At 73.8% G+C, this 24,985-nt stretch carries 23 protein-coding genes; 3 read left to right on the top strand and 20 right to left on the bottom strand.

Going from position 1 to position 24,985, the window contains the following annotated elements:
• Positions 1-14 precede the first annotated feature (14 nt).
• The 11 genes from BJ971_RS12900 to BJ971_RS12950 all read right to left on the bottom strand — a co-directional run bounded on the left by BJ971_RS12900 (position 15) and on the right by BJ971_RS12950 (position 15,143).
• Complete coding sequence (locus BJ971_RS12900; RefSeq protein WP_239087132.1) at positions 15-419, bottom strand: Fur family transcriptional regulator; 405 nt, start codon at positions 417-419, stop codon at positions 15-17.
• Positions 420-493: 74 nt separating this feature from the next.
• Positions 494-6,034: an AAA family ATPase gene (locus tag BJ971_RS12905; protein WP_184992844.1), complete on the bottom strand. Its 5,541-nt coding sequence runs from the start codon at positions 6,032-6,034 to the stop codon at positions 494-496.
• A gap of 38 nt (positions 6,035-6,072) precedes the next feature.
• Entirely contained in the window at positions 6,073-6,666 is a 594-nt protein-coding gene (locus BJ971_RS12910) for a TetR/AcrR family transcriptional regulator (protein WP_184992846.1), read from the bottom strand.
• 68 nt (positions 6,667-6,734) lie between these two features.
• Positions 6,735-7,616: a UbiA prenyltransferase family protein gene (locus BJ971_RS12915; RefSeq protein ID WP_184992848.1), complete on the bottom strand. Its 882-nt coding sequence runs from the start codon at positions 7,614-7,616 to the stop codon at positions 6,735-6,737.
• On the bottom strand, positions 7,610-8,839 hold the full coding sequence (locus tag BJ971_RS42080) for a cytochrome P450 (protein WP_184992850.1): 1,230 nt from the start codon (positions 8,837-8,839) through the stop codon (positions 7,610-7,612). Before BJ971_RS42080 ends, BJ971_RS12915 begins: the two co-directional genes overlap by 7 nt.
• Positions 8,836-9,231, bottom strand: coding sequence for a nuclear transport factor 2 family protein (locus tag BJ971_RS12925; protein ID WP_184992852.1), 396 nt, complete (start codon positions 9,229-9,231; stop codon positions 8,836-8,838). The genes BJ971_RS42080 and BJ971_RS12925 overlap by 4 nt, the downstream gene beginning before the upstream one ends.
• Positions 9,228-10,313 (bottom strand): ketoacyl-ACP synthase III family protein, encoded by a 1,086-nt coding sequence (locus BJ971_RS12930; RefSeq protein ID WP_184992854.1) that lies wholly within the window; start codon positions 10,311-10,313, stop codon positions 9,228-9,230. Before BJ971_RS12930 ends, BJ971_RS12925 begins: the two co-directional genes overlap by 4 nt.
• A gap of 2 nt (positions 10,314-10,315) precedes the next feature.
• Positions 10,316-13,006 (bottom strand): PEP/pyruvate-binding domain-containing protein, encoded by a 2,691-nt coding sequence (locus BJ971_RS12935; RefSeq protein WP_184992857.1) that lies wholly within the window; start codon positions 13,004-13,006, stop codon positions 10,316-10,318.
• A gap of 2 nt (positions 13,007-13,008) precedes the next feature.
• Positions 13,009-13,650 carry a methyltransferase family protein gene (locus tag BJ971_RS12940; protein ID WP_184992859.1) on the bottom strand — a complete coding sequence of 214 codons (642 nt, stop codon included), beginning with the start codon at positions 13,648-13,650 and terminating at the stop codon, positions 13,009-13,011.
• Positions 13,647-14,486, bottom strand: coding sequence for an AfsA-related hotdog domain-containing protein (locus BJ971_RS12945; protein WP_203709076.1), 840 nt, complete (start codon positions 14,484-14,486; stop codon positions 13,647-13,649). The genes BJ971_RS12940 and BJ971_RS12945 overlap by 4 nt, the downstream gene beginning before the upstream one ends.
• Positions 14,487-14,519: 33 nt before the next feature.
• Positions 14,520-15,143 (bottom strand): nitroreductase family protein, encoded by a 624-nt coding sequence (locus BJ971_RS12950; RefSeq protein ID WP_184992862.1) that lies wholly within the window; start codon positions 15,141-15,143, stop codon positions 14,520-14,522.
• Positions 15,144-15,403: 260 nt separating this feature from the next.
• Between BJ971_RS12950 and BJ971_RS12955 the strand changes: the two genes are divergently transcribed.
• Together BJ971_RS12955 and map are read left to right on the top strand one after the other, a co-directional pair.
• Entirely contained in the window at positions 15,404-15,586 is a 183-nt protein-coding gene (locus BJ971_RS12955; RefSeq protein ID WP_184992864.1) for a hypothetical protein, read from the top strand.
• A gap of 96 nt (positions 15,587-15,682) precedes the next feature.
• Positions 15,683-16,459, top strand: coding sequence for a type I methionyl aminopeptidase (gene map / locus BJ971_RS12960; RefSeq protein ID WP_184992866.1), 777 nt, complete (start codon positions 15,683-15,685; stop codon positions 16,457-16,459).
• Positions 16,460-16,477: 18 nt separating this feature from the next.
• Here the strand turns inward: map and BJ971_RS12965 are convergent, their stop codons facing one another.
• Complete coding sequence (locus BJ971_RS12965) at positions 16,478-17,107, bottom strand: class I SAM-dependent methyltransferase (RefSeq protein ID WP_184992868.1); 630 nt, start codon at positions 17,105-17,107, stop codon at positions 16,478-16,480.
• Positions 17,108-17,501: 394 nt separating this feature from the next.
• Between BJ971_RS12965 and BJ971_RS42085 the strand changes: the two genes are divergently transcribed.
• Entirely contained in the window at positions 17,502-18,080 is a 579-nt protein-coding gene (locus BJ971_RS42085; RefSeq protein ID WP_203709077.1) for a C40 family peptidase, read from the top strand.
• Here BJ971_RS42085 and BJ971_RS12975 read toward each other — a convergent pair.
• The 8 genes from BJ971_RS12975 to BJ971_RS13010 all read right to left on the bottom strand — a co-directional run bounded on the left by BJ971_RS12975 (position 18,055) and on the right by BJ971_RS13010 (position 24,984).
• The gene (locus BJ971_RS12975) at positions 18,055-19,113 is read right to left on the bottom strand and encodes a WD40 repeat domain-containing protein (RefSeq protein WP_184992870.1); all 1,059 of its coding nucleotides are present in this window, start codon (positions 19,111-19,113) and stop codon (positions 18,055-18,057) included. The genes BJ971_RS42085 and BJ971_RS12975 overlap by 26 nt on opposite strands.
• Before the next feature lie 27 nt (positions 19,114-19,140).
• Positions 19,141-19,884, bottom strand: a complete 744-nt coding sequence (locus tag BJ971_RS12980) for an EAL domain-containing protein (protein WP_184992872.1) — start codon at positions 19,882-19,884, stop codon at positions 19,141-19,143.
• 50 nt (positions 19,885-19,934) lie between these two features.
• Positions 19,935-20,429: a hypothetical protein gene (locus tag BJ971_RS12985; protein ID WP_184992874.1), complete on the bottom strand. Its 495-nt coding sequence runs from the start codon at positions 20,427-20,429 to the stop codon at positions 19,935-19,937.
• A 132-nt stretch (positions 20,430-20,561) separates the two neighbouring features.
• A complete protein-coding gene (dhaK, locus tag BJ971_RS12990; RefSeq protein ID WP_184992876.1) occupies positions 20,562-21,557 on the bottom strand; it encodes a dihydroxyacetone kinase subunit DhaK in 996 nt (331 codons plus the stop codon).
• The gene (dhaL, locus tag BJ971_RS12995; RefSeq protein WP_184992878.1) at positions 21,554-22,204 is read right to left on the bottom strand and encodes a dihydroxyacetone kinase subunit DhaL; all 651 of its coding nucleotides are present in this window, start codon (positions 22,202-22,204) and stop codon (positions 21,554-21,556) included. The genes dhaK and dhaL overlap by 4 nt, the downstream gene beginning before the upstream one ends.
• Entirely contained in the window at positions 22,201-22,971 is a 771-nt protein-coding gene (locus BJ971_RS13000) for an HAD-IA family hydrolase (RefSeq protein WP_184992880.1), read from the bottom strand. The genes dhaL and BJ971_RS13000 overlap by 4 nt, the downstream gene beginning before the upstream one ends.
• Positions 22,968-23,828 (bottom strand): class II fructose-bisphosphate aldolase, encoded by an 861-nt coding sequence (locus BJ971_RS13005; RefSeq protein WP_184992882.1) that lies wholly within the window; start codon positions 23,826-23,828, stop codon positions 22,968-22,970. Before BJ971_RS13005 ends, BJ971_RS13000 begins: the two co-directional genes overlap by 4 nt.
• A 52-nt stretch (positions 23,829-23,880) precedes the next feature.
• Complete coding sequence (locus BJ971_RS13010) at positions 23,881-24,984, bottom strand: LuxR C-terminal-related transcriptional regulator (RefSeq protein WP_184992884.1); 1,104 nt, start codon at positions 24,982-24,984, stop codon at positions 23,881-23,883.
• Position 24,985: the final 1 nt, after the last annotated feature.

Below are 24,985 nucleotides of genomic sequence, written 5' to 3' on the forward strand. Positions count from 1 at the left end.
AATCACAAGCTGTTTCAGGAGCAGGCGGGGCACAGGCCCCAGAAGACGACCTCCGCCTCGTCGATCGAGAAGCCGCTGTCGTCGGCGGCCTCCAGGCAGGGCGCGTCGCCGACGGTGCAGTCGACGTCGGCGATGAGGCCGCACGAGCGGCACACGATGTGGTGGTGGTTGTCGCCGACCCGGGCCTCGTAACGGGCGACGGAGCCGGACGGCTGGATGCGCCGCACCAGCCGGGCGGCCGTCAGCGCGTGCAGCGTGTTGTAGACCGCCTGGTGTGAGACCTCGGGCAGGTCCCGGCGGACCGCCCCGATGATCGAGTCCGTGTCGGCGTGCGGGTGCGTGTGCACCGCGCTCAGCACCGCGACCCGAGGCCGGGTCACCCGCAACGCGGCCCCACGCAGCAGCTGCTGGAAGTCCACGCCCGGAAGTCTGCTCGCTATTCTGGAATCAGTCAAGATTAGGCGGGGGTGACACTCCGTCGCTGTCATCGTGATCACGACGTGGTCGCCGGCGACCGGCCGGACGCAGTCCGCAGGGACGGACCGGTGCCGTCCGCGACCCCGGCCTCGGCGCCGGCCGCGGGGAGGGTGAGCGCGAAGACCGACCCGTGCGGCACCGCCGGGCGGTACCGGATGTCGCCGCCGTTGGCGGCGGCCAGCTCGCGGACGATGTACAGGCCGAGCCCGGTGCCGCTCACCGTGCCGGCCGTGGAGTCCGCCCGGGCGAACCGGTCGAAGAGGCGCTCCCGGAACTCGGCGGGCACGCCGTCGCCCTCGTCGCAGACCTCGATGGTGACGGTCTGCCCGGCGCACGCGGCGATGATGGCGGTCGCGCCGCCGCCGTACTTGGCCGCGTTGCTGATCAGGTTGGTGAGGATGTGGTCGAGGTGCCCCGGCTGCACCGTGGCGACCAGCCCCGGCGGGCAGTCGAGGCGCACGCCGGTGGCCGCCGTGACGGCCAGCGCCGACTGGATGTGCTCGGCGACCCGCACCGGCCGCGGCGTCGCGGTCAGCCGGCCCGCGTCGATGCTGACCAGTGCGAGGACCTCCTGGACGATGGTGGCGAGCCGGGACGTGCTTCGGCCGATCTTGGCGATGAGGTCGTGCACCGGCGCCGGTGCCGTCTCGTCGTCCAGGGCCAGGTCGACGTAGCCGAGGATGATCGCCAGCGGGTTGCTGATCTCGTGCCCGAGCATCCCGATCAGGTCGGCCTTGAGCTGGTTGGCGCTCTCCAGCTCGCTGTTGCGGTCGGCCAGCTCGATGGTGGCGGCGTCCCGCGCGATCTCGGCCACCCGGCGCGCGCTGATGTCCTGGAAGATGCTGACCAGGTGCTCCGGCTGGCCGTCCGCCGCCCGTACGGCCGAGACGGTGACGTGCACGTCGAGCCGCCGGCCGTCCGCGCGGAGCAGGACCAGCTCGGAGCTGATCAGCTTCTGCCGGCCGGCGATGACCGCGCCGAGCTCGCGGCGGTGCGCCGCCCGGTCGGCCGGGTCGAAGCGGTCGGTGAGCTTCGTGCCGCCGAGCTCGCGCGGCGCCACGCCGGTCATCGCGGCGAAGGCCCTGTTCGCGTCGACGATCCGGTCGTCCGTGCCGTGGATGACCTGCCCGACGGCGGCGTGCTCGAAGTGTGACCGCAGGCGGCGCTCGCTGTCGGCCAGGCGCCGGTTGGTCGCGGCCAGGTCGGCGGTGCGCGAGCGCACCGTGCCCTCGAGGGAGTCGTAGAGCAGCGCGTTGTCCACCGAGACGGAGAGCTGCCCGGCGAGCAGCTGCACGGTCTCCAGTCGATCGACGGAGAAGACGCCGCCCTGCTCGCGGTTCACGCACACGAGCACGGCGCGCGCGCTGCTCCGGCTCGGGATCGGCACCACCAGCAGCGCACAGGCCGCCAGCCCCGCGAGGTACGGATCGCGGGCGAAACGGTCGTCGCGGGTCGCGTCCGCCACCAGCAGCGCCTCGCGGGTACGCAGCACGTACCGCACGGCCGACAGCGGCATGCGGCACTCGTCCTCGTTGACCGTGTCCGCGTCGGCCGGGGCGGCGGACTCGGGATCGATCATCGGCGCCGCCGCCTCCGGGCGCCGTGGCCCGGTGCCGGCCAGCGCGGAGACGTACCAGTGCGCCGTCTCCGGGCGGCGCAGCACGAGGTGCACGTCGGTCGCACCGGTCATCGCGCACAGCAGGTCCCCGACCTGGTCCCGCAGCCCCGCCAGGGTGGTCTGCGAGCTGAGGGCCTGCGAGGCGCGCAGGATCGCCATGAGATCGATCCGGCGGCTACCGGCCTCGCTGGGGCGCCCCCGCCCGGTGGACGCCGCCGCCCGCAGGAACGCGTGCTCGGCCTCGAGCTGGGCGACCTTGCCGAACGCGCCCCAGTCGCGGTACGCGTCGCGCGCCTCGGTGAGCAGGCCGCGGCCCGCGTGCGGCAGGCCCTGTTCGAGCTGGAACCGGCCGGCCCGCTCGGCGAGCAGGGCCCGGTGCCAGGGGCGCCCGGTCACCTCGTGCAGGCCGGCGTCGAAGTTCCGGGTCGCGTCGGCGACCTCACCCCGCGCCCAGGCCCGCTCCGCGTCGACGAGGCGCAGCAGGTGCCGGAAGTTGCACGGCTGGTCGGCGGCCCGCCGGGCGAGCCACTGCCGGGCCTCCTCCAGCTCGCCGGCGAGCCCGGCGTCGGCACCGCCCGCGGCGCGCAGCCGCCGGGCGAGGCTCAGGCAGCGCAGCAGCCGGGCGAGCGCGGTCAGGTAGAGCCCCCGGATGGCCGGCCGCTCCGCCATCGCCGCGGCGGAGTGCGCGTCGAGCGCACCGGCGTCGTCGAAGATCGCCGCGGCGATGCCGCGGTTGACGTGGAACGCCACCGCCGCCAGCCGGCTGCCCGCCACGTCGGCCAGGTAGCCGGCCTCGTCGAAGTCCGGCCCGGCGAACTCGCCCGGCGCGGAGGTCTCACCGCGCAGGACGGCCAGCAGCCGCTGGTAGCCGGTGAAGGTGAGCGCGGCGTACGGATTGCCGGTCCGCGCGGCGAAGGCCAGGGCCGGCGGCAGCTCCTCCGCGCACGCGTCCAGCGACCCGGCGCTGTCCAGCAGGACGGCCAGCAGCCGCGAGGAGGTCATGCAGGCGACCTGGATGTCGCCCGCGGCCAGCAGCTCGTCCCGGGCCTGATGCGCGGTCTCGACCACGTCCTCCAGCGGCTCGAACCAGTGCGCGGCAAGGGCGACGTACATGTACCGGGCCAGCGCCGTCTCCGCCCGGTAGCCGCGGTCCTCGCCGACGGCGATGACGTACCGGGTCAGCCGGTACCCGGTGCGGTAGTCGTCGCGCTGTTCGATCGTCACGGCGGGCGCGGCGCCCAGCGTGCCGACCAGGGGAGCGCACACGCCGTGCCGGGCCCAGAGCCGGTGCGCCTGCAACACCAGCCACGAGTACAGCAGCGGGTCGAGCAGGTAGGCGGGCCCGAGGAGCCGGTTGATCAGGCGGCCGGTGACCACGATCCGCGGGTCGTCCGCCGTGCCGGCCTCGGCGCCGGGCGAGCGCAGCCCCTCGGCCCACCGGTACAGCTCCGCCGTGGCCCGCTCGACGTCCGCGGCCAGGTCCGCCGGTACGGTGACGCCGAACCGCCGCAGCACCTCCAGCCCCAGGTCGGCGCCCTCCCGCAGCCGGGCACGCTGCGCGAGGCTGTTGATCTGGGTGCAGGTCGCGGTCGCCAGGGTGATCGGCTCGGGGTACCGGGCGGCAAGTACCCGGTAGACCTCGTCGGCCTCGTCGAGTCGCCCGAGGCAGTGCAGCACCGTGTGCCGGTCCACGGCGACCGCGTCGCGGTCCGCGGCGGTGCCGTCGGCCTCCAGCAGCGTTCCGGCGGCGGCGAGGAACTCCTCGGCCAGGACGTAGTTGGTCAGCTCGGCGGCGGTTCGCCCGGCGGTGCGCAGCAGCGCCGCCGCGACGCGGCGCTCCCGCGGCGTCGCGATCAGGCCGGCGACGGCGAGGTACTGGTCGGCCGCCTCCTGCCGGCTCTGCCGGTGTCCGGCGAGCCGGCGGGCCATCGCCAGCCGGAGCCGGCCCCGCTCGCCCTCGTCCAGGCTCTGCCGGGCGGCCTGCTGCACGAGGTCGTGCCGGAAGCGGATCGCGCCGGCCGCCGCGCCGGCCCGGTCGGTGGTGATCAGGCCGTCGGTGATCGCGGGGGCGAGGTGCCGGCCCAGCTCCGGCTCGCGCATCCCGCCGGCGATGGCCAGCAGCGACGGGCGCACGTCGGGGCCGAGGCAGGCCAGCGTGGCCAGCAGGCGGCGGGTCGGCTCCGGCTGCTGGTCCAGCCGGGCCGCGAGCAGTTCCGGTACGCGGCGGCGGGACACGAATCCGCGTACCGCGTCCGGGTCCCAGCTCCAGCCCTCCTCGGCCAGCACCAGCAGGCCGTCGGTCCGCAGCGCGTTGAGCAGCTCGACCGTCTCGTACGGGTTGCCGGCGCTGCCCTCGCAGATCGGGTCGAGCAGCCCGCACACCGCCAGGGGAGCCATCCGCAGGATCGCGCCGATCAGCTCGGCCAGCCCCTCGCGGGCGAGGCCGGTCAGCCGCAGCGGCGGGCCGACCGCACCGTCGCGTTCCCAGCGCGCGAGCAGCGGCGCCAGCGGATGGCCCTCGTCGATCTCCTGATCCCGGTAGGTGCCGAGCAGGAGCAGCCCGGGTATCGGCCCGGCGTCCAGGATGGCGTCCAGCACCCGCAGCGAGGGGCCGGTCGCCCACTGGAGGTCGTCGAGGACGAAGACCACCGGACGGTGCGCGGCGACGGCCCGGAGCGTGGCGAGGATCGCGGCGCTGATCCGCCCCGGCCCGGTCACCGGGTTGATGGTCCCGGGCTCCGGTGCGACGTCCAGCAGCGTGGCCATCTCCGGCACCAGTGCGGCGACCACCGGCGCGCTGGGCCCGAGCGCCGCGACGAGCCGCTGCCGGTGGCCGACCACGTCCGGCTCGGGCTCGGCGAGCAGTAGCCCGGCCAGCCTGCGCAGCGCCTGGCTGATCGCGCGCCGGCCGGTCACGGAGCCGAACTGGTCGTACTTTCCCTTGACGAACCAGCCGCCGCGGGCGGTGACCACGGGTCGCAGGCCGCGGATCAGCGCGGTCTTGCCGATGCCCGGCGGGCCCGTGACGAACACGGCGGGACAGCCTCCGGTCTGCGCCCGGTCGAGCGCGCCGGCCAGGCCGCGTGCCTCCGGCTCCCGGCCGACCAGCAGGGACCCCGCGGACAGGAAGGCCGGAAAATCGTGTACGCCCAGCCGCCACGGCCCGGCCGGTTCGGCGTCGAGCCGGGCCAGGTCGTACGCCAGGCCCTCGGCGCTCTGGTACCGCCGGTCCGGGTCCTTCTCCAGCAGCCGCATGACGATCTCGCCGAAGCGGTGCGGCAGCCGGGGGCTCAGGCCGGCCGGGAAGGCCGGCACCCGGACCAGGGTGTCGCGGATCAGCTCCAGCGGGTCGTCGCCCGCGAACGGCGCGACCCCGGTCGCCAGCGCGTACAGGGTGGCGCCCAGGCCGTAGAGGTCGGAGCGGCGGTCCACCGGGAGCCGGATCCGGCCGGTCTGCTCCGGCGCCAGGTAGCCCAGCGTGCCGACCGGCTCGTCCGGCGGCGCCGCGTCGGCCTCGGTCGCCGGGCCGGTCAGCGCGAGGTCGAAGTCGATCATGATCGGCGGGCCCGCGCCCGTCAGGATCAGGTTGGCGGGGGTGATGTCCCGGTGCACGATCCCGGCCCGGTGCACGGCCGCCACCGTGTTCGCCAGCTCGGCGGCGACCTCGATCAGCCGGGCCGAGGGCAGCCCGGTGCCGGACGGCGACCGGCCGCCGTCATCGCGGAGGGTCAGTACCTCCCGGGCCTGGCGTTCCGCCAGCCGCGGCACCCCGGGTACGCCCGCGAGCCGGCGCAGGACCGCCCGCTCGTGCGCGATCCGCCGCGCCGCGCCGGGGCCGATGGCGCGCTTGCACACCACGCTTCCGGAGCCGTCCGGTGCGCTCTGGCGGGAGACGTATGTCCGATCGTTGTGGTAAAGGACCTCCTCATCCTCGCCCATGCTCGGGATCTTGCCACTTTTGCGAAGATCCTTCTGATTCAGCCCGTATATCGCGGCTCGCCCGCGCCGGTCGGCAACTGCTCCAACACGAACGGAACTATCTGCTCCAGCGGCGCCGTCGACTGGTACGCCCGGCAGAGCACCGCCGCGCCCTCCAGGCTGGCCAGCATCAGCTTGGCCAGCCGCTCCGCGTGCTCGGCGAGCGCGCCGTGCGCCACCAGCCCCTCGGTCAGCGCGGTGAGCCAGGTGTCGTACGCGCTGCGGCAGGCGACGGTCAGTGCCGCCGAGGCCGGCACCGAGTCCAGCGTGATGATGGTGATCGGCAGGCCCTCGGTGTAGCCGGAGGCGCGCAGCTCGCCGATGAACTCGTCGGCCATCGCCTCCACCCACCCGCGGGCGGTGTCGTGCGCGGCGTGCAGGGCGCGGATGCGCCGTTCGAACTCGGCGGTCCACTCGTTGACCGCGGCGACGGCCAGCTGCTCCTTCCCGCCCGGGAAGAGGAAGTAGACCGACCCGCGGGGCGCGCCGCTGTGCGCGATGATCTGTGCCAGCCCGGTGGCGTGATATCCGTGCCGGCGCAGCAGCACGCCGGCGCTGGCGACGATCCGGGCCCGGGTGTCAGACTTCCGCACGGCGCTCCCTCCGATGCCTTCGATCCTGTGCCTCCGCGGCGGCGGCGGCAACACCTCGTGCGGTCACGTCATGGCGCGAGGCCGAGCAGGAAGTAGCCGGTGAACGTCAGCAGAAGGTACAGCGCGGGCGCGGCGGCGGACCATCGGGGCGCCGCGGTGCGGAAGAAGCGCCACCCGGCGACGGCGGGCAGCGCCAGGGGTACGACGGCCACGAGCGCCCAGGCACCGCCCGAGCGCAGCGCCGGCGGGAGCAGCAGCGCGGTCGAGACCACCGGGGCGATCAGCGCGACGGCCGTCGTGCCGGCGAGCCCGAAGACGTCGACATAGGTGCGCTCGCCCGGCCCTGGCGCCCGGGTGATCTTCTTGGCGAGTTCGAGATGGACCGAGGCGAGCACGACGATGCCGATCGCGAGCAGTGAGTTCCGGTCCGGCGCCAGGCCCGTGCCGTGCAGGTAGCCGGCGTACAGGTACAGGTGCAGCAGCAGCTGCGCCGGGAAGCTCACCAGCAGGCTGAGCAGCAGGTCGTCGCCGGAGGGCCAGCGCAGCCGGAGATGGACGGCCACGACCAGCACGCCGTAGCCGAGCTGCGCGGCGAGCACCGCCATCGCCGCCGGGGCGCCCGCGTTGAGGATCAGCAGCAGCGCCGAGCCGACCGCGTACAGGATGATCAGGTCGCCCGTCCGCACGGCCCCGGCGGCCAGGGGGCGGCCGGGGTTGAACCGGCGGTCGTAGTCGAGGTCCCGGATGTCGTCCAGCGCCCGCATGAGCAGCAGGTCGACGGCGAGGGTCAGCGCGGCGACGGCGGTCCCGGCGTCCGGCCGCCAGTGCGACGTGCGCGGGTCGACGGCGGCGAAGAGGCCCGTGACGCCGTAGGCCCAGGCCACGGCGAAGAGCAGCGAGGGCAGCGGAGGGTAGCTGCCGGCGACGAAGCGGGCCCAGCGCCTCAGCACGGGCGCACCGGCAGTGTCCACAGTCCGCGGATGAACATCCCGTCGCGCCAGTCCAGGTCCGACTCGTCGACCGCGAGCTCCATCCGGCCCAGATGCGGCAGGATCGCCGCCACGCCCTCCTGCAGCTCCACGCGGGCGTGCGCGGCGCCGAGGCACATGTGCCGGCCGTGGCCCAGCCCAAGATGCGGATTCGGCGTGCGGTCGGTGCGGAACTCCTCGGCGCCGGCGAAGACCTCGGGATCCCGGTTCGCCGCGTCGGTGAGGGGTACGACGACCTGGCCCGCGCCGATGACCGTGCCGGCGAGTTCCACCTCCGCGACGACGACGTGCGGCTGCCCACCGGTGCCGGCGAACCACACCCAGCGCAGCATCTCCTCGATGAACGCGGGGATCGCCGCCGGGTCCCGGCGCAGCGACTCGGCCAACGTTGGCCTGCGGAGCAGTTGCAGCACGCACATCGCCAGGTGCGACGCGGTCGTCTCGCCGCCGGCCATCAACAGGCCGAAGCCGAAGACCGCGATCTCCTGGGTACTGAGCCGGGACTCCTCGGGCGCCGTCAGCAGGCCGGTGAGCAGGTCGTCGCCCGCCTCGCCCGCGGCGACCGCCCGCTCGCGCGCCGCCAGCTGGCCGAAGAAATACTCGTACATGGCCTGGTGAGCGGCCGCGACCTCGTCGGCGGGGAAACGCCCCGCCGACATCATCACCGTCACGCGCGGCAGCAGCAGGTCCAGGTCGTCGACGGGTATCCCGAGCAGCTCGCAGATCACCTGGTACGGCAGGGGAGTGGTGAAGGCGCTGATCAGGTCCACCGTCGAGTCCGACGCCGCGATGTCGTTCACCAGCCGCGCCGCGATGGCGGCGACGCGGGGCCGGGCTCGTTCCGCGCTGCGGTTCGTGAACCAGTGCTGCACCGCGCGCCGCCGCCGGGTATGCGTCGGCGCGTCGCTGGTGACCAGGGCGAGCGCGCTGTTGTCCCGGGCGAAGAGGGTGCCGTTGCGCCAGGCCTCCCGGCTGAACCTCGGGTCGGCCAGCACGGTCTTCACGTCGGAGTACCTGGTGACCAGCAGCGCCTGCCGTCCGTTGGGCAGTTGCACGGGGACGAGCGGCTCGTCGGCGAACAGGCCGGCGTACTCCGGCGCGAGGCTGATGCCGGGGCGATCGGCGAACGGAAAGTGCGGGCAGACGCCGGGCTCCGGTGCCGCCTGATCGGATCGCACGCTCACCGGATCCACCCCGCCGCCGGCTCCAGCGCGCTCTCCGGCGCGGATTGCCAGTACTCGCGGAACTCGGCGCAGCGGCCGTCGTCCGCGAACCGCAGCACCAGGCAGCCCGCGGCGGTCCGCGGCGCACCGGTTGCGGGGTCGTGCAGGACGCACCACCACTCGACCGTGGCGCGGTCGGCGCACACGGCCGGCGCGCCGAACCAGATGACCGGATCCTTCTGGCGCGACAGCGTCGCCGTCCAGTGCGCGGCGATCGCCTCCGTGCCGACGTGCGGGGACCCGAACGGCCCCTGGTGGTACGCGGCGTCCTCGGTGAACAGCGCGGCGATCGCCGCGGGATCGCGGTCGCGCCAGCCGGACTCGAGGTCGCCTATCCAGCGCTGGACGTTCATACCGTCTCCCGGTAGGCCTCGGGGGTTCCGGTGGCCCATGCGGGCACGGCGGTGATCTCGACGACCGCGGCCGCGAGGGATACACCCACCCCGTTACTGATCATCAGGACGTGGTCGCCCGGGCCGACGTGCAGGGTCCGCACGAGGTGGGCCAGGGCGACCAGGTGATCGCTTACCGACAGATGGCCCAGGCCGCGCCCGAGCTCGAGCATGCCCCGGGCCGGGTCGATGCCGATCGGCTGGAGGACGCTGCGGATGTATCCCTCGCCACCGGAGAACACGTGGGTACTCCGGACGATGTCCGCGGGCGTGATGCCGGCCTCGGCGATGGTGCGCAGGGCGAGCTCGGTGCGGGCGTCGGACAGCGACCTCTTGGCCGCGGCCGCCGCCGCCGGGAACCGACGGGTGAAGCCGGTCATCCGGGCGGCCACGTCCACCGGCCGGTCGAAGGTGAGCGCCGGCGGGAACAGCGGACCGTCGGGGCGGTTCATCTCCTCCAGCTCGGGCAGCGACGCCGAGTTCATCGCCCGGACCCGGGCGAAGCCGTCCCGGGTGGACAGCACGACGGCGCTCGCCGCGTCGCCGATGATCGAGCCCCGGTTCGTGTTCGTGCCGGAGGAGTAGCGCCACCGGTCGAACCGCGCCACGCCGAAGTTGTCGGCGCCGGTGACGAGGGCGGCGACCCGGCCCGGGTCGGCGCACAGGTAGCCGTGCGCGAGCTCCATGCTCGCCAGCACGCCGTTGCAGCCCTGCCGGACCTCCATGGCCGGGATGGTGCCGCCGACGGTGTGCCGCACGATGTAGTGGTGCGGCGACCAGCCGTCCGGCCCCTGGTCGCCGACCGAGGCGTGCAGCAGCAGGCCGATGTCGTCCCGGTCGTGGCCCGAGCGGTCCAGCGCCTCGTTCGCCGCCACGACCGCCATCTCGGGCGCCGAGATGTTCCCCGCCACCGCGGCGCCGGTCCAGCCGCTGTTCTTCCAGTCCTCCTCGTCGTACCGGCCCTCCGCGACCGCCCGCCCGGCCGGGAACGGTTCGGGTACATAGCTGCCCAGTCCTGCCAGGTGCAGGTTCTCCACGCGCACGGCTACTCCACAGGTGCTTCGAATTCGGCTTCGGACAGCAGGCGGACCGTTCCGGTACCGCCGTCGATCTCCACGGGCGCGCCGTCCGGGATCAGGGCGGCGGCACCGGCGACCGCGACCACGGTGGGTATGCCCAGCAGCCGGCCGGTGATCGCGGTGTGCGACACGAGGCTGCCGCGCTCGACGACCATCCCGCGGGCCACCATCATCAGCGGCAGCCAGCCGGGGTCGGTCTCCCGGGCGACGAGGATCCGGTCGGCGCAGGTCTCCGGCGGCACCGCGGCGTCGGTCAGCACCCGGGCCCGGCCGCGGACCCGGCCGCTGCTCGAGGCCAGCCCGCGCAGGACGCCGTCGTCGTCGGCGGCGGCAACGGCGGTGCCGGGGTCGCGCCACGGCACCGGCCCGACCCCGACGGGCGCCCCGCCCGGCGTGGTGAAGTACGCGGGCAGGCCCGGCAGCCGCTGTGCCGCGGCCGACTCGGCACGGCGGCGTGCCACCAGGTCCCGCAGGCTCGCGTCGGGCAGGGTGCCGTCGAACGCGCCGAGCACCTCCTCGACCCGCAGGTGCGCCACGTCGCCGGCCTCGTCCAGCATCCCCGCGGCGACCAGCCGCTCGGCCAGGCGCCAGAACACGTCGCGGGAGATCCCGTAGAGCTGGCTCCGGCAGAACCGGGTGTCCTCCCGGGCCCGCACGAAGAACCGCAGCCACGCGACGAGGACGCCGATGACCGCCCGGCGCGCCGGGTTCGGGCAGGTCTCGCGCAGCGTGCGCCGCGCCTGCTCGGCGGCCCGCCGCTCGTCGGCGACGCTGCCGGCCACGGTCAGCCCTTGCGTGACGAACGGCCGCAGCGTGGACAGGATCATCCAGGGCCGCTGCCGGGGCGTGACCGCCTCCAGCTTCAGGTCGTGCGGCGCGCGGTCGCCGAAGCGGGCCAGGTGCCGGGCGAACGCGCCGGCGACCTCGGCGCCGTGCCGTCCGGCCGCGATGTCGTCCCAGGCCTCCGGCTCGGGCCGCTCCAGCACCGCCCGGCGCAGCGCCGGGGCCGCGTTGACCAGCTCAGCCAGGGCGATCGCCGACCGGACCGACTGAAGCGTCCGGTTGGCCCGGCCGCCGGACACGAGCTGCGGCAGCAGCGCCGCGCCGGCGCGCGTCCAGCGGGTCAGCAGCACGCTCGCGAGCGCCATGACGGCCAGCCCGAAGTAGCTGTTCACCATCGTGACGCCCCAGCGCCGCTCGGCCTCGGCCCACATGTGCCGGTAGCCGGCGATCAGCTCGTCCGCCGAGCGGCCGTCGAGCGCCGCCGAGTCCGCGACGAACCGGTCCCACCAGCGCAGGAACGAACGGGTGTCGCGCGGCTGGCGGGCCAGCAGCAGCGCGAGCCGCGGCGCCGCACGCAGTACGCGCAGCCACGGCCGCCCGCCGGGCGCGGCGTGCATGCCGGTGCGCTCGGTGAGACCGAGCGAGCGCTCCCACAGCGGGCGCATCAGGTCGAACCCGGGTATCCGGCCGTGCAGGGCGAACCACGCGTCCAGCCGGTAGTACACCCGGCCGTCCAGGTAGCCGATCATGCGGCTCAGGTGGTGCCGGTCGCGGCGCAGCGACTCCTCGGGCACACCCATGCGCCGGTAGAAGTCGGTGAAGCCCGCCTGGTAGAAGACGCACGCCTGCGAGTAGGTCAGCGCGCTGGTCAGCCCGGGGAAGCTCTCGGTGAGGTTGTGGTTGGTCCACGGCACCTCCGCGCCGTCCGGCCGGTGATCCAGCACCACCGGCCTCGCCTGCACCAGGTGGATCGTCCCGTCCGCGGTGATGGTGCCCTCGACGTCCTGCGGCCCGTCGAAGAGCTCCTGCGCCGCGACCGCCAGCGCGCACACCTCGCGCACCTCCGCGGAGCTGAGCACCGGCGCCTGCGCCCGGTCGGCGGGCACGGGCAGCGGGACCGGCCCGTCGCCGGGCCGTTCCGGATCCAGGCCGACCATCGTGGTCTTGGCGACGGCGTCGACCTCGATCGCGCCCGTCGCGCCGTCCACGAAGAAGTGGTCGATGTCGGCCTTCTCCTGCACGATCCCCTCGCCGATGCCGTGCGCGGCGGCGATCACCCGCCGGTCGGCGCCGGTGCGCGGGTCGCGGGTGAACGCGACGAACGACCGCGTGCCGAGCACCATCCGCTGCACGCCGACCGCGACCCGGACGGCGGCCGGGTCCAGCCCGCGCCGCACCCGGTACAGGACCGCCTCGGGGTTGTAGGCGGAGGCCCAGCAGTCCACGATGCGGGCCGGTACGGCGTGGCGGCCGACGTAGAGGTAGCTGTCCGACAGCCCGGCGAACGGGTCGTCGGCGCCGTCCTCGCCGGTGCCGTCGGCGGCCGCCACCACGCAGGCCCGGACGGCGACCAGGCCGTCCTCGCCGGCGATCGCGTCGAACCCGGCCAGCACCTGTTCCGCGAGCCCGGCGGGCAGCCCGCCGCCGCGGACCCGGTCCCGGTTGACGCCCGCCCAGGCGATGAGCGCGCTGGTGTCCGCGTGCGGCCCGGGCAACGGCGTGGCGGCGGGCGTCAGCTCCGCGAACGCCTCGCCGGTGAGGCAGAGGAAGCGGGGCACCGGCATCCCGGCGCGGCGCATCCGGTCCTGCCGGGCGAACTTGTGGCCGACCAGGGTCGGGTCGGACAGTCCCGGTCCGTCCAGTACGAGCCGCATCCTCACCACACCCCGGGCATCAGGCGGGCGCGGCCGCCGGCGTAGGCGCGGTAGCCGGGAACGCCGAGCAGCACCTGCTCCTCGACGCCGATCCGCCAGACCACCACGGTGCACAGCGCGGCGAGCAGCAGCACGCTGAGCGGATTGGCGAAGTAGGCCACGAACCCGGCGTTCGCCAGGAGCATCCCGGTGTACGCGGGGTGCCGCACGAACCGGTACGGCCCCGTGCTCACGATCGAGTGGTCCGAGTAGCGGACGACGTGATGGGAGTAGAAGCGGCCCAGCGTCCTGATGGCGACCAGCCGCAGCGCGACGGCGCCGGCGAACAGCGCGATCGGCAGCACCATCCACGCCGACAGCCGGTCCCACCGCAGCGGCCAGAGCGCGGCCGAGACGCCGACGCCGGCCCGGCTCAGCGCGTACGGGAGAAGGGTGTGGTTCTCGGCGGGCGCCTCCGACGGTTGGCGTACCGTGATCCGGCTCTCGACCAGGATCCACAGCAGATAGGCGCCGCAGAGCACGGCCGCGACCAGGTGCGGCGGCCGGCTCGCCTGCGCGGCGTGCACGCCGATCGCGACGACGAACGCGGCGACGGTGACCGGCAGCAGGGCACGCAGGCCCGCGACGACAAGGCGCTGGTTCATCGCTCGCCCCCGATGTCGCCGCGGAACCGGGCGTACTCGTCCGGGCCGAGCATCTTGCTGGCGAAGCGGAGCGAGCCGAGCACCGGGCCCCGGCCGTCGGCGGCGATCAGGTCGAAGTGGAACTTGGCCTTGTCGCCCTCGATCGGCGCCTGCTGCCACCGCAGTGCGACCGGCAGCGAGCGCGGCAGGCGCATGGGCAGGTCCGCGGTCACCCCGATCCACAGCATGTGCGCGTCCAGCGGCCACTCGCCGAGCCGGTGCGGCAGCCAGGTCGAGAACTGCCGGCCGGCCTCGATGAGGTACTCGACCGCGTGCGCGCCGGGTCGGCGCCCGGCGAGGGCGTGCCCGTCCGACGGCGGCAGCACCGCGGCGGTGACGTGCCCGTCGCCCTGCTCGGGCGCGCCGATCATGATGTTCTCGTCGCGGGACCGGTGCACCAGGGCCGCGTTCGCCGGTGCCCGCCGGCCCGGGTCGGTCCGGGACCCGCGCGCGGGCAGGTCGTCGTCGGCGGAGAACTCGAACCAGCCGTCGGCGACGGTCACGGGGCCCTGGGTGACCGCGATCCGGCCGCGCTCGCCGCCGGAGACCAGCACCACGGGAGCCGGATCGAGTTCGCAGATGCTCCGGAACGTCATCGCGGCCCGGCACCGGTCGCCGGACTCCCCGCCGGCGCCCGCGCGCACCAGGCCGACCGCGCCGCAGACGAGCAGCATGCCGGGAACGTGGTCGAGCGGGTGGTCGAAGAAGAACGGATCGTTCTGGTCGATGTGCAGGCGGGTCGTCAGTTCCGGTGGTTCGTGTTTCCGCAGCGCGGTCGCTGAACTGCCCTGTCTCATTGCCCGGTACCTCCCGTTCATGTGGTTTGGTGGTCAGGACCAGCGGTCGACGTGCAGCACCTCTTCGAGGGGCAGCCGCCGGGCCGGCCGGAACTCGCTGCCGACCGCGTACGCGGTCGGGATCAGGGCGCCCTGGCGCACGTTGTCCGGCAGCCCCAGCACCTCGGCCACCTCCCGCTCGTAGGCGAGGTGCACGGTGGTCCAGGCGGTGCCGAGACCCCGGGACCGGGCGGCGAGCATGTAGCTCCAGGCGGCGGGCAGCAGCGAACCCCAGAGGCTGGCCTGGCTGCCCTCGGGCAGCGCGGCGGACTCGAGCTCGAGGCAGGGGATCACCAGCACGGGTACGTCGGCGATGTGCCGGGCGAGATGACCGGCGCTCGCCACCATGGCGGCGGGATATTCCTCCTGCCGCGGCAGGAAACGCTCCCGCCAGGCGCGGGTGTGCCAGTGCCCGACGGCCGCCCGCTGTGCCGGATCGGTGACGACCACCCACCGCCACGGCTGCGCGTTGCCGCCGGAGGGCGCCTGCAGCGCGATGCGCAGGCAGTCCTTGACGACGTCGAGCTCCACCGGCCGGGTGATGTCCAGCCGCCGGCGCACGGCGCGTGTCGTGGTGAGCAGCTGATCCGGAGTCAGCGCGCCGGGGTCCCGTTCCATGGGCCTGATACTAAGTGGACCGACCGTCATAGTTGATTGACTATGATCTCTCTAACTCGTCACAGTTCCATTGGGTGAGATCGATACCCCGGTGTGCAGGCACGTCACGCGGATGTATGCGCATGGTCACACAATGTTTACCTGCTGGCGGATCGGGCGGGCCGGGGTCGGATGGACGGCCGGTGCCGCGCGCCGCCGCGACGTGCGAGATTGTCGCGCGGCCGGCGCGACGCCGGCCCGTGACGGGATGGGAAACGGCGATGGAGGACGCGCTGGCGGCGTACGGCGCGGGGCGCGAGGACGCCCTTGCCGGCAGCCGGGACGCGGCGCGGGCGAAGCACCCGGAGACCGGCGCGGACTACCGGATCGGTTTCCTCGACGGCCGCCTCGAGATCTTCCGGATGCTCGCCTCGCTCCGCGAGATCCTGGAGGGCAACGGCTGACCCACCGGGAGACCGCGGTCACGACCGGCGAGCCCCTGACGATGGCGCGCGGGAATACCGGTATAAAAATGACGGTAGCCGGAGGGGGAGACCGTCGTGATCGAGCTCAAGTCCGCCGAGGAGATCGGCCGGATGGCGGTGGCCGGCCGGTTCGTCGGCGAGTTGCTCGCCGAGCTGGGCGATGTCGCCGAGGTCGGCGTCAACCTGATGGACCTCGAGCATCACGCCCGCCGCCGGATCAAGGAGCGCGGTGCCGAGTCCTGCTACTGGGACTACGCCCCCGCGTTCGGCCGCGGCCCGTTCCGCAACGTGCTGTGCCTGTCGGTGAACGACGCGGTGCTGCACGGGCTGCCGCACGACTACGTGTTGCGCGACGGTGACCTTCTCAGCGTCGACATGGCGGCCGGCATCGACGGGTGGGTCGCCGACTCCGCGCTCTCCGTCGTCGTCGGCACGCCCGACCCGGCCGACCTGAAGCTGATCGAGGCGACCGAGGTCGCGCTGGAGGCCGGCATCGCCGCCGCCCAGCCCGGCGGCCGCCTCGGCGACATCTCCGCGGCGATCGGCGAGGTCGCGCACTCCTACGGCTACGGGGTCAACACCGAGTTCGGCGGGCACGGCATCGGCCGCACCATGCATGAGGCCCCGCACGTACCCAACACCGGCCGGGCCCGCCGCGGCATGAGGCTCGACCCGGGCCTCACCATCGCCGTCGAGCCGTGGTTCTGCCGCTCCACCGACGCGATCAGGTTCGACGGCGACGGCTGGACGATCCGCTCCGCCGACGGCTCCCGCACCGCCCACTCCGAACACACGGTCGCCATCACGGCCTCCGGCCCACAGGTGCTGACCCGCCGCCCCGCGGCCGACTGACCCGCATCGCCGCGGGCGTCACGGCGCGGCGTCGGCCGTGCGGACCGTGCGGAGCAGGAAGCCGCGCAGGGTGAGCGGCCCGCCGGCCGTCTCGGCGGCCACGTCGATGCTCTCGATCCTCGTGGTCGTCCAGTCCGGTCCGGCGAAGCGTGCGCGCAGGTACTCCTCGGTCACGCCCCAGCCGTGACCCGCCTCAATGGACACCGCGAGCACGAAGACCGTCGCGCCCGGCGCCGCGAGGCGCGGCAGCAGCGCGAGGTAGTCGTCCGCCGCGCCGTCGGCGCGGCGGTGGAGGATGTGCAGCAGGCCGGAGTCGAAGACCGAGTCGAACGAGGCCGGCGGCAGGGACAGCCGCGTGGCGTCCTGGACCTCGAAGTGCACCGGCAGGCCCGCGGCGGCCGCCTTGGCGCGGGCCACGCCGATCGCCACCGGCGAGACGTCGACCGCCGTCACGTCGTAGCCGCGGCGGGCCAGGGTGAGCGCGAGATCGCCCGTGCCGCAGCCGACGTCGAGCACCCTCGGGCCCTTCACATGGCCGTCGAGCGCGGCCGCGAGCGCGGGCTGCGGCCCGCCGATGTCCCACGGCGGCCCGCCCGAGGCGGCGGTGGCGCGGTAGATCTCGTCGAATTCGGCGCCGGGCGCGGTCATCACAAACCTCCTGCCGCCCTCGAAGATGACGAAACCGCCCAGAGGGACGCCGCCATCATCGCAGTTTCGTCGTGACAAGAACCACCGGCGGCGCGCCCTGGATACCCGTTTTTGGGTAGTGCGGGCGGTCGGTGTCCCGCCCGCAACCCGACCGGTCGTCGGGTTAGTGAACCGTGTGGCTGCGGTGGCTCGGGGCCGGGCTGACGACGGCGGCGTTCGTGCCGATGCATATGGGTGCGCCTCCCGAATCTGGGAAGCCGCTCTCGGCCACGGAGTCCCGCCCGTCGAGAGCGTCAGAGAAGACTGACTCCTATCAGCGACTTCGATGGGCGGGAGCGAGGTTGGGTCAGACAACAGCTGACCTCGCACGTGGGTTGAAGGACAAGGATCGTTAGTGTCCTACCGCCTTGAGACCATCCTGCCCCGCCTCACTCACTTCGGACTGACCGCGGCCCTCGTGGCCACCATCGGCGTGTCCGTGCGGCCGACGGCCGCGACGGCCGCACCCCGCGCCTCCGAGGCGGTGGCCGCCACGAAGCCACCGGCTCGTGCCACCGCCGCGGCGGCCGCGAAGGCCCGTGCCGCCAAGAACGCCCGGCTGAACGCGGCCGCCCGGGCCCGCGGGCTGCGGATCGTCGCGTTCGCGAAGGCGCAGAAGGGCAAGCCCTACCGGATGGGCTCGATCGGGCCCCGGTCGTTCGACTGCTCCGGGCTGACCAGATACACGTACCGCCGGGCGGACCTGAAGATCGCGCGCACCGCCAACAGCCAGTACCACCAGGCCCGGCGGATCTCCGGCAAGAGCCTGCGCCCCGGCGACCTGGTCTTCTGGGTCCGCGGCGGGCACGCCTACCACGTCGGCGTCTACGCCGGTAAGGGCAAGGTGTGGCACGCGCCGAAGCCCGGCGACCAGGTGAAGCTGGCGAAGATCTTCGACCGCGGCCGGGTCAAGTTCGGCCGCTTCGGCCGCTGACGACGGCCCACAACCGGACCGTCCGGTCGATGCCACCGGACGCCAGCCACCGCCCGTCGGGGCTGAACGCCACCGCCCGTACGGCGCCGCGGTGCCCGGTGAGGGTGGCGGCGACGGACGGGCGTACCGGATCGGTGAGGTCGCAGACGATGAGGTCTGCGGCCTCGCCGGCGTAGGCGAGCGACCGGCCGTCCGGGCTGAAGGCCACCGAGAGGACCTGACCCGCGCCGGCGCCCGGTGCCGGCGTCGCCGTGCGGATCCCGGCGGCCGGGTCGGTGACGTCCCAGAGCGAGGCGCTGCCCTTGCGCCAGGACCCGCCGGTGCCGCCGGCGACGCCGAAGTCCCCGTCGGCGGTGGCCAGCAGGCGTCCGTCCGGGCTGAACGCCACCGCGTTGATCGAGGGCGTGCCGGCGAAGAACGCGGTCGTCGCCCGGCTCCGGACGAACGGCACGAGCGTGCTCATCCGTACCGGATGGGCCGGATCGGTGACGTCCCAGAGGATGCCGGTGTTCTCCGGATCGCCGGCGCCGGTGGCCAGCAGCCGCCCGTCCGGTGCGAAACCCACCGCCTTGACCGGCCCCGACCACCGTGCCGTCGCCGCACGCCGCACGGGCCGCGCCGGGTCGCTGACATCCCAGAGATGCACGGTCCGGTCGCTGCCGCAGGCCAGCAGCCGGCCGTCCGGGCTGAACGCGACCGCGTTGACGCCGGCCTCCTGCCGCACGTCACGGCCGAGCCAGCCGGGCCGGTCGTGTGCGAGGGTGGCCAGGCAGGCCGGATCGGCGAGGCTCCACAGCAGGACTCTCCGGTCGCCGCCGCCGGTCGCCAGTATTCGTCCGTCCGGGCTGAACGCGACCGCGCGCACCGCGCGGCGGTGGCCGCGCAGGGCGGTGATCCGCGCCGGGTGCTCCGGGTCGGCGACGCTCCACAGGATGGCGGTCCGGTCGTTGCCGCACGAGGCCAGCAGCCGGCCGTCGGGGCTGAATGCCAGCCCGTTCACCGCCCGGCGGTGGCCTGGGGGAGGGGACGCCATGGCCCAGTCTCCCCTATGGACGGCCGTTTACAGCAGGGGTTCGATGTGGCGGCTGGGTAGTGGTCCGGGGCGGGCCATGTAGTAGCCCTGGCCGAGTTCGATGCCGAGTGAGCGGAGTTTTTCGTGTTCGGCGTGGGTTTCGATGCCTTCGGCGATGAGCATGGCGCCGGTTTCGCGGGCGAAGGTGGCCAGGGCGCGGGCGAGGGCGGTGCGGATGGGGTCGGTGTCGATGTCTCGGACGAGGGTGATGTCGAGTTTGATGATGTCGGGGCGGAGTTGCAGTACGTGGCTGAGGCTGGCGTAGCCGGCGCCGGCGTCGTCGACGGCGATGAGGATGCCGGCGGTGCGGAGTGTGTCGGTGATCTGGTTGAGGGCGTGGTAGTCGGTGACTTGGGTGTGTTCGGTGAGTTCGATGGTGATGCCGCGGTGTGCGTGTGCGAGGAGCAGGGTGGTGACGGCGGGGGTGGTGATGGCTTCGACGGAGAGGTTGATGCTGAGCCAGGCGCCGGGTGGCATGTCGTCGAGGCGTTGGAAGGCGGTTTGGGCGGCGAGGAGTTCGAGGTCGACGCCGAGGCCGGCGGCGTTGGCGGCGGCGAAGGCGTGTACGGGGCTGGTGAAGTGTTGGTGGTCGAAGCGGGCGAGGGCTTCGTAGCCGCGGACCAGGCCGTCGTGGAGTTGGACGACGGGTTGGAAGGCGAGTTGGATGGCACGGTGGTCGAGCACGCTACGGAGCACCTGTTCGGCGGTGGAGGTGAGCGGCTCGGTGTTCATGTGGTTACTGTGCGCCGTCGACCTCAAGACCAGCTACAGCGCCAGTCAAATCAGGAGCAGTGCTGTGCGACCGGGGACAGCCACTGCTTCAGCGTCGGGCCGAGCACCGTGTTCACGTCCTCACTGGTCTTGACCGCGCCGACGAAGCCGGCGTCGTCGGCCTTGGCCTGAATCTGCTCGGCGGTCCGCTCGCCGTCGGCCCGGAGTTGGGGGTCGGTGCTGGCGCTGGTCGCCGCCCGGATGGCGGACGCGAACTCGGTGAGCGACCGCCGCACCTCCGCTCGGGGCTCCTTGTCGGAGCCGGCCTTCTGCCGCGCGGCCACCAGGTCGGTGAGCGCCTCGGCGAACGGGGCCAGGTTCTTGCCGTACACCTGGCCGAGGGCCTCGCACGAGGACCGGATCGAGCCGTCGGCGGCGGGCGCCGCGGCGCTGGTCGCGGCCGGGGCGCCGACCGGCGCCGCGGTCGTCGGGCCCGTGGCGATGCCGCAGGCGGCCGCCGGGAGCAGCACGCCGCCGATTACCAATGCCTGCACGGCCCGGCGCATCGGATCCTCCTTACGGGTGGGAGCGCTCCCACGAATGGGTAGGACCATACGTCGTGCGGCCGCGGTAGTCCAGAGACGGGCCTCTATGGAGACCGGGCCGGCGGCAACCGGCCCGGTCTCCGGCGGCGGCGGTCAGAAGACCCGCGCGGCCACCTCGGCGGGCGCACCCAGCAGGCCGTCGATCTCGTCGTCCAGCCGCACCAGCGTCAGCGAGGCGCCGGCCATGTCGAGCGACGTGCAGTACTCGTTGACGTAGCTGCGCCCGACGGTGATGCCGCGGTCGGCCAGCCGCCGGTGCGCATGCCGGTAGAGGATGTACAGCTCGCTGATCGGCGTGCCGCCCAGGCCGTTGATCATCAGGGCGACCCGGTCGCCGGACTCGTACGGCAGGTCGCCGGCCACGGCCTCCAGCATGTCGTCGAGGATCGCGTCCGCATCCTTGATCTTGCGTCGCTCCCGGCCCGGCTCGCCGTGGATGCCGACCCCGAACTCGATCTCGTCGCCGCCGAGCTCGAACAGCGGCGAGCCCTTCGCGGGCGGCGTGCAGGCGGTCAGCGCGACGCCCATGGTGCGGGTGACGTCGTTGACCTTGCGTCCGATCCGCAGCACCTCGGCCATGTCCGCGCCCTGCTCGGAGGCGGCGCCGACGGCCTTGATGACGAAGAAGTTGCCGGCCACGCCGCGCCGCCCGACCGTGTAGGTGGAGTCCTGCACGGCCACGTCGTCGTTGATGGTCAGGATCTCCGCGGTCACGCCGTCCGCCTCGGCCATCTCCCTGCCCATGTCGAACGCCATCCGGTCGCCGGTGTAGTTGTTCACCAGCAGCAGCACGCCCTTCGGCGAGGCGAGCAGCTTCGCGGTCTCGTACACGTAGTCCATCGGCGGGGCCGCGAACACGTCGCCCGGGCAGGCCGCGTCGAGCATGCCGCGGCCGACCGCCATGACGTGCGCCGGTTCGTGGCCGGAGCCCGAGCCCTGGACGATGGAGACCTTGTCCTCCCGGGGCGCGTCGGTGCGCATGATCAGGTTGTACTCCGGTACGTACCTGAGGCGGCCCGGATTGGCCAGGGCGACGCCCTCGAGCATCTCCGCCACGTAGTTCTTGGGATCGTTGACGAACTTCTTCACGACGTCGCTCCTTGTCTCTGCCAGGTCTCACTGATCCGCTCGACGATGACCGCCACCGCGGTGGCGCCGGCGTCGACCGAGCCCCTGCTCCGCTCGCCGGTGTACGCCGCGCGTCCCCGCTTCGCGACCATCCCGCTCGTCGCCTCGGCCGCCTCCCGGGTGGTTACGGCGGCCGCCCGCAGCGCGTCGCCCGGGCCCGCGCCGGCGGCGAACTCCCGCTCGAGCCGGTCGGCCAGCGGCACGAGGGCGTCCAGCAGCGTCTTGTCGCCGACGTCCGACTGCCCGCGTGCCTTGATCCCCTCGACGGCCGCGCGGACCATCGCGACCACCTGCGCGCCGGTCAGGTCCGCGGCGGTTCCCGCGGCGGCTCCGGCGCGCAGGAAGGCGGTGCCCCAGAGCGGCCCGGACGTGCCGCCGATCCGGGACGCGAGGATCATCCCGGCCCGCTTCAGGAACGTGCCGGCGTCGCTGCGGTCGATCGCGTCCCAGCCGTCGAGAAGCTTCTCGAACCCGCGCGCCAGCGAGTAGCCGAGATCGCCGTCGCCGACCACGGCGTCGAGGTCGCCGAAGTACTTCTCGTTCTCGATCGCGGTCTCGGCGATCGTCCGGACCACCAGCTCGGCGCCCGGCAGCGCGTTTCCGATCATCCCGGTCCTCCTCCCATACAGGCACGCAGATCGCCCAGCGTCAGATAGGCACCCGGCCGCGCCCCGCTCCGGTTCGCCAGCACCTCGACCCGGGGCCGGCCCGGATCGCCGAGCTCCGAGACGACCAGCGCCGCCTCGCCGAACTCCTCGTGCCGGGTGTAGCCGTTGACCGTCACCAGGCAGCGGAACCCGGCGCCGGTCGCGGCGAGCAGCCCGTTGCGGGAGTCCTCGATCACCAGCGTGTCCCGGGGGTGCAGGCCCAGCCGGTCGGCCGTCAGCCGGTAGATCGCGGGATCCGGCTTCTTGGCCGGCACCACGTCGCCGGCGAACACCGGGATCCGCGCGGCGGCGTGCGGGCCCACCGCGTGCTCCAGCACCGCGCGTACCGATTCCTCGGCCGACGTCGACGCCACCGCGACCGTCCATCCGTCGTCCAGCGCCGCGGGAATGATCCGGGCTATGCCCGGCCGGGCCGGGATACGGCCCTGCTCCACCAGCCGCCGGAACTCCGCGGTCTTCGCCCGGTGCCAGGTGAGCAACAGCTCGGCCCGGTCGGCGTCGCCGACGGCCGCGGCGAACGCCGGATCCTCGAACAGGCTCGCCATCCGCTCCTTGCCGCCGCCGATCCGCAGCTTGGCGGCGTACTCGTCCTCGCTCCAGCGCGCGGGCAACCCGAACCGCTCGAACGTGGCGTTGAACGCCGGCAGGTGGCCGTGCCGCTCGGTGTCGGCGAGCACGCCGTCGCAGTCGAACACCAGGGCGGTCACCACGCGCGTCCCGACCCGCCGAACAGGCGGATGTGCCGGCGCGCCATGTCCACGACCGCCGCACGCTGGTGCCGGAACAGCGACGGCGGGTCCCACCGGTCCCGCTCGCCCGCCTCGCGCAGCAGCTCGAGACTCGACTTCAGGTAGGTCTCCTTGAGCGCCGTCGAGATGTTGACCTTCGCGCAGCCCCGGGCGATCAGGTCGGTGAACTGCTCGTCGGACAGCCCGGTCCCGCCGTGCAGCGCCATCGGGACTCCGGTGGCGGCGACCAGGTCGCTGACCCGCTGCGCGTCCAGCACCGGTGCCTGCTTGTACCGGCCGTGCGCGTTGCCGATCGCCGGTGCGAAGCAGTCGACGCCGGTGCGCTCGATGAAGTCGACCGCGACCTCCAGGCTATGCACGGCCGGGGCCTCGTCGGAGCCGAGGTCGTCCTCGACGCCCTGTATCCCCTCGATCTCCCCCTCGACGTGCGCGCCGGCCGCGCGGGCCTCGGCCACCACCTCGGTGGTCTGCCGCAGGTTCTCCGCCACGTCGAGCTCGTGCGCGTCGAACAGCACCGAGTTCCAGCCGCCGCGCAGGCAGTCGGTGATGACCGAGCGCTTCGGGCAGTGGTCCAGGTGGAGCGTCACCGGGATCGACGCGTCGCGGGCCAGCGCCTGGAAGATGTCGTGCAGCCGGCGCCGGCCGTACATGTCGACCGTCTTCACCGACGTCTGGAGGATGACCGGCGCCCGCTCCTGCTCCGCGGCGGCGAGCACGGCCTCGATGGTGAGGTCGTTGACGATGTTGATGGCGGCGACCCCGTACCGCTCGGCCAGCGCGCGATCGAGGATCTCCTTCATGGCGACGACGGGCATGCCGCCAGTCAAGACCTCCGACCGCGGTCGCCGGTATGGGGAAGGTTCCCCATCACAGCCAGTCGTTGCCCAGGGCGGTGACGACCGCGGCCGTACGGTTGGAGGCTCCGGTCTTACGCATGATCGCGCCGACGTGCTTCTCCACGGTCTTCGCGGACAGCACGAGCCGGCTCGCCATCTCGCGGTAGGTCAGCCCCTGCCGCAGCAGCTCCAGCACCTCGGCCTCCCGCGGGGTGAACGGCGCCGGCCCGGACCGGGCGTGCGGCGCGCCCACCGAGTACGGCAGGTCGGCGCGCACCAGCACGCCCCAGCCGTGCACCTGCTCGACGGTGATGCCGCCGCCGGCCAGGCGCACCAGCTCGTCCCACGTGCCGGTGCCCATGCCGAGCGGATCCGCGCCGGAGGCCGCCACCGAGCCGGTCGTCTCGTCCTGCACCAGCACCCGCAGGCCGTGCGGGCGGTAGACGATCGCGACGTGCAGGCGCGGGTACGGCCGCCGCCGCGCCGCCGCCCGGCCCGCGCCGGCCACCAGGTCCGCGGCGACCCGGGCCACCTCGGGGGAGACCGGGCGGACCACGCCGGCCTCGGTGACCACCGCGTGGGCGACCGGGCCGTCGGCGGCGCCGGCGAAGCGGCGCCGGATCAGCGCGGCCAGCGACGGATCGCGCCGGCCGGACTCGACGATCGCCGCGGCCGCGGACTGGGTCAGCGCCTCCAGCTCGTCGACGCCGCGCGGCGAGAGCGTGCCGGCCGCCGGTGCGAACGCGACGCTGACCGCGATCACCTCGCCGCGCCACCAGATCGGCACCGCGGCGGCCGGGCCGTGGCGTGCCGGGTGCGCCGCGGCCAGGTGGCCGGCCCGCAGCTGCCCGTAGTCCGGGATCACCACCGGTCGGCGGCTGCCGAACGCGCGCCCGGTCGCGCCCTCGTCCAGCGGGAACGAGTGGCCGAGCCGGCAGGAGGCGCCGTACTCGGCGACCTTGACGTAGCAGCCCCGGTCGGCGTCGATGAGGGAGACGCTGCCCGCGACCGAGCCGGTCAGCCGGCTGGTGTGCCGCAGCAGGCGCCGCAGCACGGGCGCCAGCCGCAGGTCGCCGTAGACGTCGGCTACCGCCTCGTCGAGGCGGAATTCCGGACGAGCCGCGTGCGGCGACATG

Source organism: Amorphoplanes digitatis (genome assembly GCF_014205335.1).
In the GTDB taxonomy this organism is placed as follows: domain Bacteria; phylum Actinomycetota; class Actinomycetes; order Mycobacteriales; family Micromonosporaceae; genus Actinoplanes; species Actinoplanes digitatus.

Coding starts and splice junctions, on each gene's coding strand:
- BJ971_RS12905 (WP_184992844.1), bottom strand. CDS start 6,034: ATGGGCGAGGATGAGGAGGTCCTTTACCACAACGATCGGACATACGTC.
- BJ971_RS12940 (WP_184992859.1), bottom strand. CDS start 13,650: ATGAACCAGCGCCTTGTCGTCGCGGGCCTGCGTGCCCTGCTGCCGGTC.
- BJ971_RS12945 (WP_203709076.1), bottom strand. CDS start 14,486: ATGAGACAGGGCAGTTCAGCGACCGCGCTGCGGAAACACGAACCACCG.
- BJ971_RS12975 (WP_184992870.1), bottom strand. CDS start 19,113: ATGGCGTCCCCTCCCCCAGGCCACCGCCGGGCGGTGAACGGGCTGGCA.
- dhaL (WP_184992878.1), bottom strand. CDS start 22,204: ATGATCGGAAACGCGCTGCCGGGCGCCGAGCTGGTGGTCCGGACGATC.
- BJ971_RS12965 (WP_184992868.1), bottom strand. CDS start 17,107: ATGACCGCGCCCGGCGCCGAATTCGACGAGATCTACCGCGCCACCGCC.
- BJ971_RS12980 (WP_184992872.1), bottom strand. CDS start 19,884: ATGAACACCGAGCCGCTCACCTCCACCGCCGAACAGGTGCTCCGTAGC.
- BJ971_RS12935 (WP_184992857.1), bottom strand. CDS start 13,006: ATGCGGCTCGTACTGGACGGACCGGGACTGTCCGACCCGACCCTGGTC.
- BJ971_RS13010 (WP_184992884.1), bottom strand. CDS start 24,984: ATGTCGCCGCACGCGGCTCGTCCGGAATTCCGCCTCGACGAGGCGGTA.
- BJ971_RS12950 (WP_184992862.1), bottom strand. CDS start 15,143: ATGGAACGGGACCCCGGCGCGCTGACTCCGGATCAGCTGCTCACCACG.
- BJ971_RS12985 (WP_184992874.1), bottom strand. CDS start 20,429: ATGCGCCGGGCCGTGCAGGCATTGGTAATCGGCGGCGTGCTGCTCCCG.
- BJ971_RS12925 (WP_184992852.1), bottom strand. CDS start 9,231: ATGAACGTCCAGCGCTGGATAGGCGACCTCGAGTCCGGCTGGCGCGAC.
- BJ971_RS12955 (WP_184992864.1), top strand. CDS start 15,404: ATGGAGGACGCGCTGGCGGCGTACGGCGCGGGGCGCGAGGACGCCCTT.
- BJ971_RS13005 (WP_184992882.1), bottom strand. CDS start 23,828: ATGCCCGTCGTCGCCATGAAGGAGATCCTCGATCGCGCGCTGGCCGAG.